The sequence below is a fragment of the Undibacterium sp. SXout7W genome, assembly GCF_049339385.1.
Classification (GTDB): Bacteria; Pseudomonadota; Gammaproteobacteria; order Burkholderiales; family Burkholderiaceae_D; genus Undibacterium.
In genome coordinates this window covers 236,740-256,770 of record NZ_JBMPPF010000004.1, presented here as the reverse complement: position 1 = coordinate 256,770, position 20,031 = coordinate 236,740, and the positions used below count along the sequence as shown (strand labels likewise).

Genomic DNA, 20,031 nt, shown 5'->3' with positions numbered 1-20,031 from the left:
CTTCACGCCGACCTCCGCTTCCTTTAACACCCCAATGATTTGTGTTCCCGTAAATCGCTTTTTCATGCTGCCTCGATAGGCAAACTCTACATCTTTATCGTACTAATTTTTTTGGGGGGCGGGCCACAGGATCAGCCATTGAATAAATGGACGTTGCGCCTGCGCTTTGATCGCGCTCGCTCTGCCGCGGCAGAAAACGCAAAGTCTGCTAGTGACGAAGACGCATCCAGCTCGATTTTGCAATTTCAGTTTAGGGACATACGCCCCAAAGTGGCAAGCGAGATATTAGATTTACAAGATGCCAGCAAATTATTGGGGAATAGTGACAAAAAGATAACCAAAACTGTGCATCGACGTATTGGCGAGTCGGTAAAACCGACTAGATAAGCAGGTAGTTGCGGAAAGGCTTTCCGCATTTTGTTAAATGAGCCCACGAAATCTTGCATTCAAAGTGCCCTCTTCCAAGGTGCTGAAAATAAAAAAGCCCTTGATTATCAAGGGCTTTTTCGTATTCGTTGGCGGAGGCTGTGTCCGCCAATATACATTCCAATCAAATCCAATTAAATAAATATTCTCCATAAATATCAATAACTTATATAGTTTCCAGTCCAATATCTTCCAACGCAATCTATTAAAATCCAAGCATTAATGGCATACTGAATGGCATACCAGCCGTTCTGTTTTCATGGATGATTATGGCAATTCTCACTGATTTAAAAGCCCGCAATATCAAACCCGACTCAGTAGCCCTGCCACATGGCGGTGTGACAGGTCTTGCATTACATCCTTCCAATACAAAAGGTAGTGGCAAATGGGTATTACGTTTTGTAAGCCCTGACACTGGCAAGCGTCGCAATGCAGGCTTAGGCAGCTATCCTGAAATTGGCATTGCCGAGGCTGCAAAAACTGCTATGCAAATGCGGGAGAAAATTGAAAAAGGGATTGACCCACTTGAGGAGAAAATTAAGTCTAAAGCTAAATTGACCGTACCCACCTTTCAAGCAGCGTCTGAGGCTTTGCATGCTGAATTATTACCTGCCTGGAAGAATGAAAAACACGGGCAGCAATGGATCAACACACTCACTGAGTACGCTTTCCCTCTAATTGGTAGTTTGCCGCTCAATAAAATTCTACCGAGGCATATAGCAGACACTTTGCGTCCCATCTGGTTAGAGAAAGCGGAAACGGCCAGCAGATTAAAACAACGCCTACATGCGGTAATGGCCTGGGGTTGGGCACATGAATACTGCGAATCAAACCCTGTGACAGTGGTCAATCATTTGCTGCCGCAGCAACCTGGCAAATCAATTAGAACTAAGCATCATCCTGCGATGCCATGGAAGGATATTCCTGCCTTCGTAACAAGTCACCTGAATGGTGCTGGACGTTATGATGTTACAAGGCCCATGCTGGAATTTTTGATTCTGACGGCGGCTCGCTCAGGAGAAGTAAGAGGAATGAAATGGTCTGAAGTAGATTGGACCAATGCTATTTGGACAATTCCTGCGGAACGAATGAAAGCAAAATTAATTCACAGAGTCCCATTGCCAGTGCGAGCGCTTGAGATTTTAAAGAAACAGCAAGAGATGCACGACGATCTCGTGTTCCCCTCGCCACGCGATCAAGTCGAACTCTCTGATATGGTATTGACAAGCTTCTTGCGTCGAGTCAAAGCGCATAGTGACACTCCTGGTCGAGTCGCCACTGCTCATGGATTTAGATCGAGTTTTCGAGATTGGTGCAGTGAAAACGGCCACTCTCGTGATTTAGCAGAACGGTCATTGGCACATCAAGTCGAGAATAAGGTAGAGGCGGCTTATCACAGGACGGACTTGTTAGAGCAGCGCCGGCCACTAATGCAAGCTTGGGCAGATTTTCTTAAAATCTCATCTTTATTGCGACAAAAGGACTGAAAATCCTTGTGTCTCTGGCTTACATCGTGCATACGTTCCCACTCAAATTTCCTATCGCACGGAATCGCGCAGGACGGATATGGAATTCAGTTGAAAGATTGGAAAAACCAGTTATCTCGCACTGCTCGACAATTAGAATATACGCCGTACTGAACTTTTCATTAAGCATGCCGACGACCATTTGCTCGACAAGGCTCTCCGGTATTTAACTCCTTGGTGCAATTGAATTAGGATCGGCTCATCTAGCGCCAAATAGATATGGTCAATGGCGGACGCGCTACATCATGGCCCGCGCTCCCCCGGCGCTCGAGAAGCCTTTTAAAACTAATGGCAAACTTCTGTTTTTTTTACCACAAATGCGGTAGAATTATCGGAAGTCATCTATCCTAAAAGGTATCTTATGCAGACCGCAAAAATTGTGCACTCTCCCGTCGAAGTCTCGACACGTCTCGCAGAACTGGGCCTGAAGGAAGAACTCCTCCTTGAAGCGCTCCGGCAAGCCAATCTCTACTGCGTTCGTACGACGAATCATCACCCTCGCCTATACCGCTACATAGTGATGACTGCGGAGACAATTGCAGCATTGCGTGACCTACTGGTACCAGAAGGATGGCAAAAACTGGACGAAGGCCATTATGAACTGACCCTTAACCCAGGTGGAACGGTGGCTATTGCTGTCGCATCGGGCGATGATAATGTTGCACATGCCGAGCGTACACCATCTAATAAAAGCCCAAAAGGCCGCCACACTATCGCTGCTGTTGAGTCGAACCGGCAAGCTGATATGTTTGCAGATCTACTCCCAGTGAAAGAAGTGGGCGCAGAAGGCGCCCGTGACACATGGGTTTTGTTGCACCGCGTCACCAAAGACGGGATTCATTCGGAGCTTTCGCGTCCTACGGAAATTAGTGACGGGATGTTCGCCTTGTGGTCTGAGCGCATCTTGTTAGGCAAGATCGATCTGGACGGGGACCCTGTCCAGATCACTGCACCAGATCAACCTGATATTGATATCTTCATTAGTAAGAAATCCGCTTAGTTGTAATGTTTAATCCAACTTGCTTAACCCTCGCCCGAAAACGGCGCGGAATGAAAAAGAAAGATCTCGCTGAGCTTATAGACATCAGCGAGCGCTCCATCTCTGCTTACGAAAAAGGAGACCAGCAACCCGAATCACAGTCCCTAACTAAAATCGCCAATGCCCTTGAGTTTCCTGAGTCATTTTTCTTAGATGCTGATCCTGAAGAACTTACTCCTGACATCGCTAGTTTTAGGTCAATGACAAAGATGAGCGCTCGACAACGTGATGTAGCGCTTGGCGCCGGATCTATAGCATTGATGTTGAATGAATGGATTGAATCCAAATTCAACTTGCCTTCGCATGATTTGCCGGATTTTGGAAGAGAACCAAGCAGACTTACTCAGTTGTCGGAAAATTCAACTATCCAAGAAGGCATTCCATTTCCAACGCCAAGATCGGCAAACGAACCTGAGTCCGCTGCCGAAGCTCTTCGTTCACAATGGGGGCTTGGTGAACTACCCGCAAAAAATATGATTGCCCTGCTGGAGTCAAAGGGCATCAGAGTCTACTCATTAGCGATTGATGCGAAAGAAGTAGATGCTTTCTCAATGTGGTACGGAGGAAGACCTTTCATATTCCTAAACACATATAAGTCTGCTGAGCATTGTAGGTTTGATGCCGCACATGAACTGGGGCACTTAGTACTTCATCGACATGGCCAATCTCATGGCCCGGAATTAGAACGAGAAGCAAACGCGTTCGCTTCAGCATTTTTAATGCCTAGGAAAAGTGTCTTGAGTAACGCCCCCAAAGCAGCAACATTACCGGCATTAGTTCGTCACAAAAAGTATTGGAACGTTTCGGTCGCTGCGTTGAACTACAGAATGCACTCGCTTGGAATGACGAGTGATTGGACATACCGAACTTTATGTATACAGCTAGGAGAAAATGGATATCGCAAAGAAGAGCCTGAAGGAAGTCCTCATGAGAAATCAGTGATTTTAGAGAAGGTTTTCTCTGCGTTACGTGAAGACGGAATTTCGAAGCAAACGGTTGCAAGCGAGTTACATATCTCAACTGATGAGATCAACTCGCTTACATTCGGCCTCATGCTAAATGTACTCCGTGGTGGAAAATCCACTGACAGTCAATCTCATCCTAAAATGCCCATACTCAATTTAGTCAAATAAGACTGTAACCCTCACCTCAACACCTAAACCGTAAGCACCCGGTCAACACAGGTTGACCGATCCTTAGATTGATGATCGGATTTATTGAGCAGGCTTCCAGTTGTGTGGAAGTAGTTCGCCGATGCGGCTGAATGGTTGCAATGGCAGTCTTTCCAATACGTCCTTCATGTACCCGTAAGGATCGTGACCGTTGAGCCGGGCTGAATGGATCAGACTCATGATTGCCGCAGCACGTTTGCCTGCGCGCAGGCTACCGGCGAACATCCAATTTTTTCTGCCCAATGCAACGGGACGAATCTGGTTCTCAACCCAATTGTTATCGATCGGTACCTGGGGATCGTTGAGGTAATGTGTCAACGCCGACCAGCGATTCAAACTATACTCGATTGCCTTGAAGGTAGCGCCGCCACTAGGAACTCGCTGACGTTGAACCAGTAACCATTGATGTAATGCGTCTGCAACTGGCTTGGCTTGCGTTTGACGAATGGCTAATCGTTGCGCCGGATCGAGCAGGCTTGCTTCGCGTTCCACGCCGTAGAGTCGCGCATATAAATCCAATACCTCTCCAGCGATCTGGCTGCTGTGGTTTGCCCACAGTTCATGGAATTTGCGTCGGGCGTGCGCCATACATCCGGCCTCCGTGATACCGGATCTGAACAGCGCTTTATAACCTGGGAAGTCATCGCAGACGAGAGTACCCCGCCATCGATCCAGGAATTGTTCGGCATGCTTGCCGCCTCGGCTTTCTGCAAAGTCGAATACCACCGTCTTCATGCTACTTAGCGGCGTGCTGCAATAACTCCACAGATAGGCCCGGTGAGTCTTGCCGTTTCCGGGTTTGAGCATGGGAAGCGGCGTTTCATCGGCATGCAGTACAGGTTGGGTTAATAATTCTTGTTTCAACGCATCCACCAACGGCTGCAGCGCCACACCGCAACGGCCCACCCATTCGGCTAGCGTGGAATCGGGAATGGCCAATCCTGCCCGTTCGAAGATACCGCTTTGGCGGTACAAAGGTAAATGATCAGCATATTTGGCCACCAGCACTTGGGCCAGCAATCCTGAGGTTGGGATGCCCTTATCGATGATTTGTGCAGGTACCGGCGCTTGTACCAATGTTTCGCATGGATGGCAGACCCACTTGCCACGCACATGGCGCTCAACTGTGAACACGCCGGGCTGGTAATCGAGCTTCTCGGACACATCCTCGCCGATACGCTTCATTTGGTAACCGCACTGGCACAGCGTTGAATCCGGTTCGTGATGAATATCAGTGCGCGGCAATTCTGCTGGTAGTCGGACGCGTTTGGGTTGCTGTTTGGCTGGCTCTGCTGGTATGGGATTTGTCAGTGCCAGTTGCTCAATTTCGGCAGTGACGGCGGCTAAGTCGGTGTCGAGCGTTTCAAACAGTTCACGCTGTTGTTCGCTGTCCTGCATGTCAGTGCCGATGGCATGCTGGCACGCGGATGCGGGATTGTGATTGTGCGACAACGCCCTCAGACCGCGAACGGTGTGGTTTTTTTGACGATTGAGGATGAGACAGGGAATGTCAACGTGATCTGCTGGCAGAGTGTCGTTGAGCAGTTTCGCAGGGAGATTTATGGTGCTTCACTCATTGGTGTGTATGGGCGCTGGCAAAGCCAGCACAATGTGAAGCACCTGATTGCGATGCGGCTGGTGGATTTGTCGCATCTTCTTGGAGAACTGGAGACGAAGAGTCGGGATTTTTGTTAGCTGTAGCTACTACAATTCATTTTTCTCTTTCGCTGGGCTCCACAACCATTCAACAGCCCATAATGCCTCATTGCGTTGGATGATCTTGATAGTATCAATGTAAGCATCATAAGTAACCTTGTCAAAGGACGTCCAATTTTGACCGAGTCTTTGAGCGCGCAAAAAAACTATCCTGGCCTCGTGATGCTCGCTACTATTTTTCGCAGTATGTGAGCGAATAGAGTTAATTAACACTCTATCAATTGGTGGGTGTGGCGCTTTCACACTAGCGTCGTCGTGCCAGCCTGCACAAACCAATTTCGACTTTAAGTAAATATTCACTAGTTTTTGTGCTCGTCCATACGAGCACAAAAGTTGAGTTTCTACAGGTTTCTTGTCTGCTGATTTTCGTAAATAGGTAATCCCCGACGCCACATCCATGACCCCGACAATTAACTTATCTAGAAACTGGTCCACCTCCTTAGGCTCAGGTAGATCATCAGGTGTATTCACCTTTGATAGCCCCGATCGGTCTACCAATTTCCACGCTGTCTGCATATCGTGCCCGGGACCTAGCCGAGAGTAAGCTCTACCAGCGGCCCAAGAGGCAAACCTGTGCCGATGTTCTACGATGTCATAATCCGTGCTGATCCCACTCACAATCCAGAGCCTTTCCAAAGTTTTAGAAGTGTCAGATCATTCCTCAGTCACTCAAAATGTCGTGGGACCAACCAAGCGACTTCATCTTTAAATCGAAGCAATGTTGTTATTCACGAGCACAATACCCCTCATTACAAATTTTAAACACAATCATAAAAACAGAAAATTTCGCAGTTAGGGATCAATTACGACTATGGGGTTTTTCGCGACCTTTAGAACAGTAAGACCAATGATGTCATTTTGCTTCATTGTAAGCACCTTCTCTTTTGCGGAGTAAATTTGGCGCATAAATAAATTCAGCGTAGCCTCCTTCAATGGCACATCATGCATATCAACGTAGGTCAAGGGCTCCATAAGAAAAATTCGCTGAACAAAAGCAAACATCCGCCTACAGGCTGTATCTAAAAAATTGTCAGGACAAGATGGATGGCGAAAATGGGTTTCGTAAAAAATTTCTATACATCGCAAAATCGACTCTAGCGGAGATCCCTTCATCAACAATACCTGTAAGCATTCTTCAAGCGCCGCAACAGTAGACCAAAATTCGGAAGTTTCTAAAGAAAATTCTCGCTGGATGAGCTTCACCGTAGCGCTTAACTCAAGTTCATCCAGCATCATAAGCCATGCCAAATTCTCACCGGTGATAGACACATAGCTTCGATTTCCCAGGAAATGAAAGCCTACCGCTCCATGAAATGCATTCTTTGTTATTAAGCCAGTGTTCACTGCGTACATAAGCAGTACTTGTGGCCAAATGCCTTGAACACCAAATGTCGTGCTGCCAATTGCGCGCAAATTTTGGTCAACAGAAAGTAGCAATGCTTTTTTTTCATGTGCCAATAACAAAGCCTGATATTCGTCATGTCCCAGAAAAGGCTCTAACTTTACCGCATCCGCTGAAATATCATGCGCGCCGTAAGAAGGAATCACCTCACAATAGGTGTCAATACAAAGCTGCATGCAATTAAGTAATTCAAGATAGTGTTTTTTTTGTTGATCGGTGTATTCAATGACCCTAAACTGGCCATCTATTTCTGCGGTAGTTCCTACGATATTTTGAATTTCCGCCTCTTCAAGTGCAGCATGAAGGTCGTGTTGGGTTGTTGTTGAAACATATACCTTGTCAAATACTTGAAGAACTAATTCCGCCTTGAGCAGAACCAATTCCGCCAAAGTAGCCAAATCTAATACACAGGTGGGATTTGCAGCTTTCAGAAGCCTCAGAGCTGAGTCACGTGTCAAAGTATCACCTGGTGTCACTTTCATGGCTATGCGATTAGCAGGCCAGTTATAGACAAGCTTAAGAACTGATGTGCCAATAGCCCACGCGCAAATTCCCAATGTCATTTGCTTTGAGGCATACTGCTCAAAAACAAAATTGATTCGCTCGCTACGCGATTTTTGCATATTATGCATCACGCTAAAATCAAACTCCCCATCTTCGCTCACTACCTGCACACTAGTGATGTTTGGCAAACCATCAATAGGAGACGCAGCTCGTTCTTGAGTCAATTGAAGCAAGCGTCGAAATGCTGTAGTGATTTCTACGATTTTGAACCGTTGTATAGTTCCCAATTTATGCTCGACTTCAACAAAATCACCAACGACCAGTCCTAAATATAGAGCACATTTCGAATCGCGATGATTGAGAAATTTTGGATTTTTTGGCAAATCGCCAGCCGCCTGTGGGTCGATTGACAGAAAATGTTTACCCCCATTCGCATCTTCCAAGCAAAAACTACATCCTTCGGTGATCATGGAGACGCTGGCATCCATCCAGGGAAGTTCAGGCTGAGCCATTAAAATGGTCGTCATGAAATACGAGGCAACGTCTGCATCCTCTAAATTACTCCGGTAAAGACGGTAAAGTCGCAACATTCCAGCCGCCACCTCTCCATAGCGAATTTCAAGGCTGGCAATTTGAGCAACCTCCTTAGACTCTCCATCCAAGTTTGTGGGAATAGTTCTCAAAAGTGTCATGAAATCACTTGGTGACAGTTCGTGCACCTTGACTCGAATAATCAGTAGCCAAGACGATGCATTCGTGGGAAAGCGCTCTAACTCAAATGCAGCAAGAGATGACAATCGGGATCTATCACTTGCCATTTGTGCGAGGTAAATTCCTTCACGGCGAATCTCATCATCTTTCTCCCATCCGACAGGAAAACTGTCAAGCAACACACGCGCCTTGCCCTGTTGACCAGACCGGATATAGGCGCGAAGTAACTTGAGACGAAGCGTAGCGCAGGGGCAATTTGATATGTTCGCTGAGTAAAGCATGGCTGACTCAGCATATCTTTTTGCGAGGTAAAGCAAGTCAGCAAGATATAAGAGCACCTCCGGCGAACCATCATTGGTCGCTATAGATATAGCACGATCAAGGAATGGCATGGCTACTGCCTTGGCTTCACATGCAAACAATATTCTAATCGCCGTCAGGAGCACTAGAGGTTTTGTTTCTTTATCTAATCCAGCCGTCAAAATAGCGTTGACTGCTGCAACTTTATCGCCCGATCGATAAAGTACAAGCCAACGCAATGAAGAAACTTCTGCAAGAGACTCTGGCAACTGAGTTGAAATGAGGGATACTAAAACTTCGAAAAATTCGATGTCCCCAATATTGGCCACAGTTTCTGCAACCATAAATAATGCCCGCGGCATTATTTCCGTAATGCTGGCTTTCGCATAAGCAATAAATTCAGTATATCGACCTAAATCGCGTAGCGCTTCAAGCTTGATATTGATAAATTGCAACGGTAAAGAACTGATTGGGTACTCGTCCAAAATTTGCAATGCTATCTCGGGTTTCGACAACACAATATAGGAATACGCAAGATTTGATGCATCAGCTGCAAGCGTTATTTCACTTTGATTAGTCCACAAATTTTTGGAGCGAGGTTCAAATACTTTTACCGCTGCCTCTAAGTTTGACAATATGCTCTCGGGAATTGCCACAAGATTACGCACCAGAGGGTCATCAATCGCCATGGATAGCGCAGCGATCAATGCTGTTGAACGCCCATAAAAATCATGCTTGTCAATTGTGAGGATTTCTTTTCCGTATTGAACTGCCAGTGCAAATTCATTTCTCTGACAAGCGGCCCAACACAGCAGTTGCAAGACTTCCGGTTCATGGGCGAACTCTGGAGGAAAATCACCTACTACAATGTCTTCGCCATCAATCATCCTTGCTTGTGTAAGAGCGACCCAAACATACAAAGAACTAGGAAAAACCTGCAAAGCTACTTCACCTGCTGAAATACCTTCAGCGATCCTGTCACTGAAAATAAATGACCGGATATAGGCAGCAGCAATCTTTTCATCTGCTGGGTAAAGCTGATAAGCAGTAACGAAATCGCTTGCAGCTGCAAGAGGGTTTTGAAGATGAACACGAGTAATGCCTCGTTGCATATACCAACGCGCTTTTTGGTGAGCGTCAAAGTCTGTCAAGTCTCGTCCAGACTCCTCCAAATGCTTGGATGCATCTACATAACGAGATATTTTTAAAAACTCGCTAATGTTATCAAGTCGCTGGTTAATATACTTATTAACGGAATCGGTGCGAACAGCTGGAAGCATAGTGTCAACTGATCCTGACGACTGCGCCATCATTAAATTGATTTTTTCAAATATATCCGTTTTCTTTGCGCTATCACTTTCCAACATCACTGTAATTTGTTTCAACGAAGCCTGATGTTCAATGCCAGCGCTTTCAGCGCGATGATAGGCTGCGCCGGGCGAGGTTGGAGCAAAGCTATCCTGAAGAATTGCATGACGGTTTATATGGGCAGATATCTCCCCCCAAAACTCTACTTCTACTGGATAAAGGCCAATTGCAACTCGATGATCACTTAAGTCTAAAACCTCACGTAATAAACCTGAGTCGTTAGCTGCGGTCGTTGCAACAATTAACCGAACGATTGGCGATTTTGCGGAATCAGCACGTCCAATTTCTTCATGAATGTGCTTGATCTTCAGTTTACCATCTTGGTATCGTTTGCACTGAATCCCAATTCTGCCAACGGCAGATTGGACGAAAATATCTACCCCAGCTTGTCTTTGCCCAGAGCGGCCATTCCTTTTTGGGGTGGCGTCTTTGAAAACAACTCCGTACACATCAGTACACATGAGTTCAAAGTCTGCTGCATTCTCTGGTTTTCTGATTTCCGTTGTTAGCGTACGCACTGAATGTCAACTTTTGAGAGTTAAGGTTTTAATCATGCGGAGTACCACATCTAGAGTTCTAAATAATTGAACACTGACTCCTGCAGCAATTCAACGCCATGCAAATATGCTATCACATTGGGCTGTTATTTTAGAATAGCTACTTTTCTTTCACGCAGCAAGTGATGTCGGCGAACTTCAATTTCGTTCCACGCGTCTAGAAAATCTTGGCATCTCTCGTCATTTTGAACTCTCAATGTAAATGACCCCAGTTTTTCGACAACTCACTTTGTTCGGAGATTTTTGTGAGTGTCAATTGTCAATAAATAAAATGGCAGTTCGAAAAACCGAACTGCCATTTTATTTAAGACGAGAAAGTTGACGTCAACGAAAGCTGCCATAATTCTTGTGTAGGCCTACTTCGCCGTAATGTGTAAAGAATCTTGTCGCCGATTTTGTATGTTAGCTGAAATAACACTTCAATTTTGTTTCGGTCATTTCTATTACTGTAGAGTAAACTGAACCAAGAAAATCATGCATATCTGATGATATCGCAGACATTTTTACCCCGGGCTGAGCTATAGCAAATTCGAATTTTACTTCAGTATATTTAAGCGCCCTTTTTATCTGCTCAATGGCAGACATGCTACCGTGATAAAACCGCTTACCTTTTAATACTCCCGCTGACTCCCTTCTTTCAATGTGCTTAAGCAAGTCTTCCGGTCTCCATTTATATCTAAGAGATACTATCGCTTGCCCACTGACTTCATAGAGATCATCCAATCTCTTTCCTGCCTGTTCCGATTTTGAATATTTGCAATGAATCAGCTCAAAACGAATCAAATTCTCAGTCATAAAAATTCCAACTATATCGGCGGACTCTCCAGAATTATCATCATTGAATACAATTTTGGCTCCCTGATCAACAAGTCTTTGCATCATATACTCTTGAATTGAGTTTTCTCTTGGAGTCGCTCCCTTATACATTGATTCATGCGTGTATTTGACTCCTTCCCACGTAAGAGACTCCATCTGTTCTTTTGGCATTTGTAGTAAACGTGTGTCTCCATAATCGGTGTGTATGGAACCGGAAATAGTGCAACTATTTAGAAGGAAAAGAGTCGGTGGATGCTCTTCAAAAAATTGTTTCAACGACAGCGGATTGCTTCTCAAGCCTTCAATATGAATATTGCTGTTATCAAGCCCCACAACGTTATGCCCCTTTTCTCCCCCTAAAGTAATTGAGAACTTTACGCTACCATTAAAAAAATTTAGTATAAAACTCGCGGAATTGTCAAAAACTTCAACTATTTTTAAAGCGCTTTCAGCAAGCAGAATTGACTTATTGCCGGGAAGTTCTAGTGTCAGTTTATGTATACGGTCATACAAATCTTCTGCCCAATCTGTCGCTAAGACAATCAGATTTTCTGGATAAATTTCCAACTGAGTTTTTGTCGCCGAATTCTCAAGTAACTGATTGGAATCTATATTTTCGTCAGTAATTAATTCACCCATGGTTAAACACCAGGATTTCCATTCCTTTAGACTCCCGACACGAGATGGGCTCCAAATTTTCCCCTTGACCGACGCGCCAACACTAACTGGAAATCCGCCTCGATAGCCAACGCCAACAAAATCGGACTTCTGGCATCTTTTACCTTCTTTCCATTTTGTGAGTTCAATTGTCACGTCTGCTCCGCTTAGACGAGAGTACCGATGTAAATGATTTGCAGGTTTAAATATTCCTGCATGAATGATACTTAAACGATTTATTGAATCGAACGAACGGAATACGCAGTCCCCATTAAGGGGAACGGCTTTTTTTTCGTTCAACTTTTCTACAAGATGGCTTACTTCCAGGTTTTTTTCTGAATATCCTATGTACAGGATTCCTTTTTGCGAATCATGATGCATTACGATGAGATCCCATTTTTGATCTCTCATCTTATCCGTTCTCGCCCACTTGACCTTTTCTCTCGTTTGAGTCGTAAAATAGAATACATTTTCTGCTTTGTTATAGAACGGCTGTGACAATGCATATTTCTGCAAGTTAAAAGCATTTTTAAACAAGTGCCAGTCTACTTGCTCACATCTATAACAAACGCAGCTAAGTGCTGGATATACAAGCTTCGGATTCAATTCAATATCGGGAGAGTCGAAGCCTGACCAAGGTTTACAGCCCTGAAGAAAAGATAATAATGACTCTGCTTCGGCCTTTTTTTCATCTGCTATTTCGCTGATTACATTTTCCCAACCTGAACCTTCTTGAAAAAGATTCTCAAGTTCAATAGACATTTTCTCTTCAGCATAATTTACAACAAATGATGCATCACCCAGGCCCTCTTGCGTTCTCGTAAATCGTCCGATAAATTGCAACAATACAGCAAGAGATTTATGTACACCATGTACCGCAGCAATTTTGAAATCTGGATAATCGAACCCTTCTTTCAGCATATCAACACATACGACAATGTCATATTGTCCTGATCTAATATTCTGGATGATCTCTTTCCTTCCTACTGTTTGAGAGTGTACAAGGACAATTCTTTCAGTGGGAAACCACTCTTTGTACTTGGTAAAAAGCTCTATCGCATGTGCTCTTACTTCCGCTCGTACCATCATCCGGTGTCGTGTATAGCCATTATTTCGGTCTTCTCGAAGTCTGGCCATGGCCGCCTCGGCAATGGATTTATCTTTTTTCCTAGGATGCCGCTCGTCGACCGAAATCAGAGATATTTTTGAAAAACAGCCATCTGCCAAGGCTTGAGATAGCGGGTAGTTGTAAACAATTTTTCCTTCAATAGGCTGCCTATCATTTCGATATGGGGTAGCCGTAAATTGAACAATTTTAGAATTCTTTAATCGAGATTTAATCACATTCCACTCATCAGCCTTTACATGATGAGCTTCATCAAAATAGACATGGGTGAAAAGCGAAGCGAGACGGCTCATTAGTTCTGGAGTCGCACGTGCCAGGAAGGCAGGAGTGGAAATAACAATATCGGCCTTTAAAATGACTTCAATATCTAAATCTTCACTCACAATCTTGTCTAACGTAAGAACCATTGGATTCGGCGCATCTCTAGGAATTACACCTAGGCTCCGTAGCATTCCCCATGAGGAAAATTTATCTGATATTTGGTTTTTTAAATCAATCGTTGGAGCAACCACCAAAGTCCTTACGGATTTATCCGCAAGAGTCGCCACGAGCATAGTTTCTGTTTTCCCAGTACCTGTTGGGAGAACAACTGTAGCAACATCGCTTGAAAGTGACCAATGAGAAAGCAACGCATAAATTGCACCAATTTGAGCTGTCCGCAAAGTACCTTTTTCACCACAACCGTTTATTCTTACATCTTCAAAATGAGATATTGGTGTCGATGAAATTCTTTTTACACAGCCTTTTATACTATATGTTCCGTGCCTTTTATTTCTTGCTCCTTGTTTTAATTCGGCAAGAAATATTGTGCCATTTTCATGCGCAAGCCTATATTCATCTCCAGCAATATGAACTGCGTTGAAAATCCATGTACCAGGCTCCATTGCTAGCTGAGAGAGGACACCGATACGTGTTTTTTCATAGGAATAATATAGCGGATCATTGAACTCTAAAACTTCTGGAGTTGAAACCACGTCTTTCTGTTCTTGTAGAGATAAAGGCATTTTAACAACCCCATGTCCAATTAATTACATCCGATTCTTTGCTCAGGTTTGAAAAAGCACATTTACTAATGCAGATGACCTTTTTGAACTCCGCATCCAACAATAGATGCGCTCATATTCAACAGAGTTATTCCAGATTACATGTGCTCTGCGTTTGATGCATCCTTGCTTGCGTAATTTCTCAGTTCTTTGCGCACAGTGATTGCTGTTGCACCAATTGCGATAAGGAAGAGAATCGCGTTTCGATAGGCTTCCATTCGGTTTGACTCTTTGTTGTAGGTGTCTATTAGAAAGTCATAATCGGAAAAAATTGCAGCAGAGACGTCGCCGAATTCTCGTATGTATGTAAAGGGATCTCCGTTGATTGGTAACAATGCATCCTTACCTGTGTACAGCTTCATGCCAGCTTCTATTTTTTGCACATCCAATTTAATTTTTTCATCGTCTGATAAATTATCTCTTTTGTCAGAGTAGAGTCTAATCAGTTCTTCTTGGAATTTTGCGAAATCTTTCTGCTTCTGCTTATGAATTTCTGTCACTTTTAAGAATGCTTTAAAGTGAGCATCAATTTCGTCGCGTTTATCTTTATCAAGAAGAGGTAACACCTTCCTTGCAAGTGGAGTCATGTCAATAGACATGCTCGATATTTCGTTGCCTTGGTAATCTAAAGCTCGGCTCAACTGTTGCATTTGAGTGCAAAACTGGTTTACATCCTGAAGGTACTTCAAATTAATTTCTTTCTTCCCTGTTGAAAGCGATGTTCTAACATAGGTTCCTGAGGTAGCGATCTCATTAAAATACTTATATACCTCATTGTTCCAATGGCTTAATGCAAATGTGTAGAAACTTCTTTTACTTTCTATTCTTTTTCCCGCGTCAGGAAATATGTATTGCTGAACCAATAAGCACAGAGCTCCAGCTATAAGCGGAATGACGATGATGGATTTATCGAATATTGTAGAGAATTTCATTTTCTTCTTCCTCTAAACTTGACAAGTTTTACGCTAAAGATTCAATGTGATGTGGTATCAACTCAGACTTCCTGAGTATTGTCGCCGGTCAAGATACCGTGCTGCTAAAGTCAACAAAGCACATATTTCGTCCTTTTCAAGCCTGTCGGTAGGTAAATAAGAAATACGGAACTCTGATTTAGATCATTTTATTTGTGCGATGCATATTTGAATTGTTTCTGGTCGTACCTGCAGTTTCCGCGTTGGTTATGAGATGACTAGGCAAGATCATTCACACTAAATCTCCCCAGATTTCCAATGTAAGTATTCTCATTTATTAGCATACATTGATTATATTTATAACAATAGATGCAATTTTGAAAATAATTGTTAAATGAATTTTAAGGATATTTGAGTTTGAAAAATTAGATCGGGATAGTTCGAAAATTGACAGGATTGGATTAGCAAATCAATTGGGCAATAGAGTAATCAGTAACTCCATCAGCAGGGTATCGGACTATTGTTGATGCTCGGAATGCCATTTTGAAAAAGCAACAAAGTAAGGCATGAGCACTTTAGAGGCCGACAAGCTCTTCTATAGTGGGTATTTGCATTAAAGTTACCAGTTATTTTCGATGGAAGCTGCCAGGTAATTGCAAATCAAACCTGCCACCTCAGTTTTATATAATCTAATCCTTAGATGGTTAATGCCCAAGTGTCGCATTTCTCATTGGTAAATTAAACAAATTGCCCCCCAATTAGTTATAAAAGCCCACGACCTAAATTCTGGGTAAACCTGCGTAATTTCGTGTCGCCTGAAATATCTATTTCAAAAAAAGTCAATCACATATCACCTTCCTGGCATCCGGCGATATCCATTGCCGGATGCGCTTATGCCCTTTTTCACCAGCCTTCCCCTGTTTCACATAGATACCGCAACACATTAACCTGCACCCGACCAGGTGTGCTCATTAACGATCAGAAAGAAATTCATGACAGAAGCGCTTAATCAAAATCCCGCAGAATCAGAATTGGTCTGTCCGCGCTGTGGATCAGTCCATATACAAAAACGAAATTTTGGCAAGAAAACCGGAGGAACTATTGGAACAGTCGCCGGTGTGACCGCCGGAGCTGCCAGTGCTATGGGTGGCGCAGAAATAGGTGCAACCATGGGTGCAATAGGCGGCCCACTCGGTTTCGCTCTTGGCAGCCTGGCTGGAGCCATCATTGGTGGTTTGATGGGCGGTGCAGCCGGTTGTTCGGTCGGTACTTCACTAGGTGAAGTGGTCGATAACAAGGTACTCGACAATTATTATTGTACTGAATGTGATTTCGCTTTCAGTGACAAGTAGGCAGTCGTTCATTTCCCGATCGAACTGCAAGCGTTACCTCCCCACTTCTCCATCTTTCACTAATCTCCCGTACACACCTGTGCTTCCGATTGTTCACGGCAGCTTACTTGCGTGCGTCTTTATTTTATTAAGGAATACTCTCATGGCACATCTCGTCACTACTATGGCCTATACAAACGAAGCACCCTGGCATGGCCTAGGCAATCAACTGACGGCCAAACAGCCCATTGAAGTTTGGGCAGAACAAGCTGGGATGGCATTTGAAATCAAGGAGTCCCCTGTTCGCTTTATGACGGAAAGCGCTGGCAGTCTGGGAGCAATCATGACCTTTCCTGAACAGAAGGTACTATATCGCTCGGATACCAAAGCTGCCCTGTCAGTTGTATCGAACCGCTACCAGGTCGTGCAACCTCGCGAAATCCTGGAATTTTATCGTGATCTGACCGAAGTTTCCGGGTTCGAGCTGGAAACTGCCGGTGTCCTGAAAGAAGGCCGCAAGGTCTGGGCACTGGCTAAAACCAATCAGTCAGCTACGCTCAAGGGCAATGACGTGGTGAATGCCTATCTGTTGCTGGCTACTGCCTGCGATGGCAGTCTGGCGACGACGGCACAGTTCACCAGCATCCGGGTGGTCTGTAATAACACGCTGGCGGTAGCACTCAATAACAGTAGCGGTTCAGTCAAGGTGCCACATAACACCAACTTTGATGCGCAGGCCGTCAAGCGGCAGTTGGGTATTTCTGTCGCTTCCTGGGATGCTTTCATGTACCGCATGAAAACCCTCTCTGAACGCAAAGTGAAATCACATGAAGCCATGAATTACTTCCTGCGTGTCTTCACTGATCCCAGCAATACTGCTTCCGGCCTGACCAATGAACGTGCCATGAAAAAGGTACAGGAGTTGTACGACGGCCAGGGCAAAGGTGCCGAATTGACTTCTTCCAAGGGAACAGCATTTGGCTTGTTGAATTCAGTCACTGAATATGTCGATCACCAGAAAAGAGCACGTACCACTGACCACCGGCTGGAATCAGCCTGGTTTGGTCAGGGTGCGTCGCTGAAGCAGAAAGCACTGGATCAGGCTTTGCTGATGGTCGCCTGATCAAATCCACGCAATCGACCAACCACCACTCCCCAGCCCGGTAGCCTTTGCTCACCGGGCTTTTTTGCCTTTGACACCGGGAATGAATCTCATCTTACTTATTTTCCTTAAACCCGATGCCATTCAATTCAACCATGGAGGTTTGTATGTCTGTCGCAGAAAAAACCGCTTTACCCAAGTCCAGCCGCCCTGCCCTGAAGCTGGTTAAAACCAAGGAACTCAGTCGCGATGACTGGCTGACTGTCCGCAAGCAAGGCATAGGCAGCAGTGATGCCGGAACTGCCGTTGGCCTGAATCCCTACCAGTCGCCACTGGAACTGTGGATGATCAAGACTGGCCGGGATGCGGATTTACCTAAAATTGATCCCAATGATGAAACCAGCCCAACATATTGGGGAAGCTTGCTGGAACCCATAGTCGCAGCCCACTACACCCGCCGCTCTGGCAACCGGGTGCGCAAAATCAATGCGGTGCTACAACATCCTGATCCAGACAAATCCTGGATGCTGGCGAATATTGACCGGGAAGTGACTGGCGCACCGGATGTGCAAATCCTCGAATGCAAGACTGCCGGGGAATTTGGTGTTCGTCTGTGGCGCGAGGGGGTACCGGAATACATCGTCTGCCAGGTACAGCATCAGTTGGCTGTCACAGGCAAGACCGCTGCCGATGTCTGCGTACTGGTATGCGGGCAGGAAATCAGGATTTACCGGATTACCCGCGATGATGAGCTGATTGCCCGTCTCATAGAACTGGAAAGACAGTTCTGGCATTACGTGGAAACGGATACGCCGCCACCGGCAGATGGATCAGAATCAGCAGATATGGCCTTGCGTTGTCTGTATCCGCAGGATGCCGGGAATCATCTGGATTTGCGGGAAGATAAGCAGATGTCAGCCATTTTTGCTGACCTGGTGAATCTGCGGGCTGATATCGACAGCCGGGAAGAACTGGCTGCTTTGCTGGCGCAGCAGATACAGCAACGCTTGGGGCAAGCGAGCACGGCCAGTTTTGATAGCGGACGGGTCAGTTGGAAACGGGCCAAGGACAGCTTGCGTCTTGATGTGGAGAAGCTGTTGCTGGATCAGCCGGAATTGCTGGAGCGTTATCCTCTGGTCAGGCCGGGCAGTCGGCGGTTCTTGCTGACACCTGAAACCGGTGACTGAGTAAGCCTGATGCTGGCAAATTCCTTCTTTGCATTGCCAGGTTACTCAAGCTGCAATTTTCCTCTCCCGCAAATCCATACGGCCTGTCCCTGTTTACCAGAGGACAGGCTTTCATTTTTATATCAAGGAATAATGATGATCAAAGGTCTCGCTATCACTCCGCCAATTTTAGGACGTATTTCCATAGGCAGCATTGTTGAAACGAACGGTAAACGTCTGCCAGTCAAGGAAGACTTTTTTACGATTACTTCCCAGGTACAGGGGCGCAATGGCTGGGTCCATCACCCGCTGGATGAGGAATTTCGCAAGAAGGCTGGTACGGACAAGCTGCGCTCTATACCAGTAAGGGTGCTGTTCAGTGAACCTGATCTGAACTTGCGAGCCGCGTACAACCTGTTTGACCGACAGACCGGGCGTCCCCTGTGTGTGGGGAATGGAGAGACTTGCAGACGCTTCACAGACTCCGGGATACAAAGCCTGCCCTGCCCTTCGCCGGATGGCTGTGAACTGGCAAAGAATGGTGCCTGCAAACCCTATGGGCGTCTGAATGTGCAGATCGGGGATGAGGATGAACTGGGGAGTTTTATTTTCAGGACCACGGGTTTTAACAGTATTCGTACCCTGGCGGCAAGGCTCAGTTATTACCAGGCTGTGTCAGGCAACCTGCTGGCCTGTCTGCCGCTGGAACTGAGACTCAGGGGTAAGAGCACCACCATGAGCCATCGCTCGGCGATTTATTACGTGGATTTAACAGTACGGGAAGGATTGACGCTGGAGGCAGCGATAAGTCAGGCAAGGGATACGGATCAACGGCGCAGAGAGTGCGGGTTTGATCAGACTGCATTGGATGGGGCTGCGGTACTGGGGTTTGCCAATGGGGCCTTTGAGGAGAGTGCAGAGGAAACCTTGGAAACGCTGGAGGAATTTTATCCAGTATCAGAGGATTCTGAATCTGTTGCCTCTGCTGAGTCTGCTTCTTCTGCTGTTCCACATGACAGCCCGGGTGCGAGCAAGCCGCTTGCGGCACTGGTCCGGCGCAGGCCCAGCCTGGTGGACAAGCTGGACAAGAAACTTGGTGCGCCACCTTCTGCCTTGCTCACTCGGCCTTAAGCCGTGCCCCTTTATATCAATAAATGA

Annotated in this window: 13 protein-coding genes; 8 read left to right on the top strand and 5 right to left on the bottom strand. The window is 45.5% G+C overall.

The genetic code is table 11. The features are described 5' to 3' along the window. Window positions 1-695 precede the first annotated feature (695 nt). The 3 genes from ACO0LB_RS06515 (at window position 696) to ACO0LB_RS06505 (ending at window position 4,124) form a co-directional block, all read left to right on the top strand. The gene (locus ACO0LB_RS06515; protein ID WP_423047668.1) at window positions 696-1,913 is read left to right on the top strand and encodes a tyrosine-type recombinase/integrase; all 1,218 of its coding nucleotides are present in this window, start codon (window positions 696-698) and stop codon (window positions 1,911-1,913) included. A gap of 400 nt (window positions 1,914-2,313) precedes the next feature. After that, window positions 2,314-2,952 (top strand): hypothetical protein, encoded by a 639-nt coding sequence (locus tag ACO0LB_RS06510; protein ID WP_423047666.1) that lies wholly within the window; start codon window positions 2,314-2,316, stop codon window positions 2,950-2,952. 5 nt (window positions 2,953-2,957) lie between these two features. Beyond that, a complete protein-coding gene (locus ACO0LB_RS06505; RefSeq protein WP_423047664.1) occupies window positions 2,958-4,124 on the top strand; it encodes a helix-turn-helix domain-containing protein in 1,167 nt (388 codons plus the stop codon). Between the two features lie 81 nt (window positions 4,125-4,205). On the opposite strand, the gene tnpC is transcribed toward ACO0LB_RS06505, so the two are convergent. Then, on the bottom strand, window positions 4,206-5,660 hold the full coding sequence (gene tnpC / locus ACO0LB_RS06500) for an IS66 family transposase (RefSeq protein ID WP_423047686.1): 1,455 nt from the start codon (window positions 5,658-5,660) through the stop codon (window positions 4,206-4,208). Between tnpC and ACO0LB_RS06495 the strand changes: the two genes are divergently transcribed. Continuing rightward, a complete protein-coding gene (locus ACO0LB_RS06495; protein ID WP_423047662.1) occupies window positions 5,544-5,858 on the top strand; it encodes an OB-fold nucleic acid binding domain-containing protein in 315 nt (104 codons plus the stop codon). The genes tnpC and ACO0LB_RS06495 overlap by 117 nt on opposite strands. 9 nt (window positions 5,859-5,867) lie before the next feature. On the opposite strand, the gene ACO0LB_RS06490 is transcribed toward ACO0LB_RS06495, so the two are convergent. From ACO0LB_RS06490 to ACO0LB_RS06475, 4 genes are all read right to left on the bottom strand, one after another. Further along, complete coding sequence (locus ACO0LB_RS06490; RefSeq protein WP_423047660.1) at window positions 5,868-6,350, bottom strand: hypothetical protein; 483 nt, start codon at window positions 6,348-6,350, stop codon at window positions 5,868-5,870. A gap of 321 nt (window positions 6,351-6,671) precedes the next feature. Then, window positions 6,672-10,682: a PIN domain-containing protein gene (locus tag ACO0LB_RS06485; protein ID WP_423047658.1), complete on the bottom strand. Its 4,011-nt coding sequence runs from the start codon at window positions 10,680-10,682 to the stop codon at window positions 6,672-6,674. 441 nt (window positions 10,683-11,123) lie between these two features. Then, window positions 11,124-14,324: a DEAD/DEAH box helicase gene (locus ACO0LB_RS06480; RefSeq protein WP_423047656.1), complete on the bottom strand. Its 3,201-nt coding sequence runs from the start codon at window positions 14,322-14,324 to the stop codon at window positions 11,124-11,126. 137 nt (window positions 14,325-14,461) lie between these two features. Further along, complete coding sequence (locus tag ACO0LB_RS06475; protein ID WP_423047654.1) at window positions 14,462-15,295, bottom strand: hypothetical protein; 834 nt, start codon at window positions 15,293-15,295, stop codon at window positions 14,462-14,464. A gap of 971 nt (window positions 15,296-16,266) precedes the next feature. Between ACO0LB_RS06475 and ACO0LB_RS06470 the strand changes: the two genes are divergently transcribed. The 4 genes from ACO0LB_RS06470 to ACO0LB_RS06455 all read left to right on the top strand — a co-directional run bounded on the left by ACO0LB_RS06470 (window position 16,267) and on the right by ACO0LB_RS06455 (window position 20,004). Then, window positions 16,267-16,626 carry a hypothetical protein gene (locus tag ACO0LB_RS06470; RefSeq protein ID WP_423047652.1) on the top strand — a complete coding sequence of 120 codons (360 nt, stop codon included), beginning with the start codon at window positions 16,267-16,269 and terminating at the stop codon, window positions 16,624-16,626. Between the two features lie 142 nt (window positions 16,627-16,768). Then, a complete protein-coding gene (locus tag ACO0LB_RS06465) occupies window positions 16,769-17,728 on the top strand; it encodes a DUF932 domain-containing protein (RefSeq protein WP_423047650.1) in 960 nt (319 codons plus the stop codon). Window positions 17,729-17,874: 146 nt separating this feature from the next. Then, a complete protein-coding gene (locus ACO0LB_RS06460) occupies window positions 17,875-18,894 on the top strand; it encodes a YqaJ viral recombinase family protein (RefSeq protein WP_423047648.1) in 1,020 nt (339 codons plus the stop codon). 135 nt (window positions 18,895-19,029) lie between these two features. Further along, window positions 19,030-20,004, top strand: a complete 975-nt coding sequence (locus ACO0LB_RS06455; RefSeq protein ID WP_423047684.1) for a hydrolase or metal-binding protein — start codon at window positions 19,030-19,032, stop codon at window positions 20,002-20,004. The last annotated feature ends 27 nt before the right edge of the window (window positions 20,005-20,031 follow it).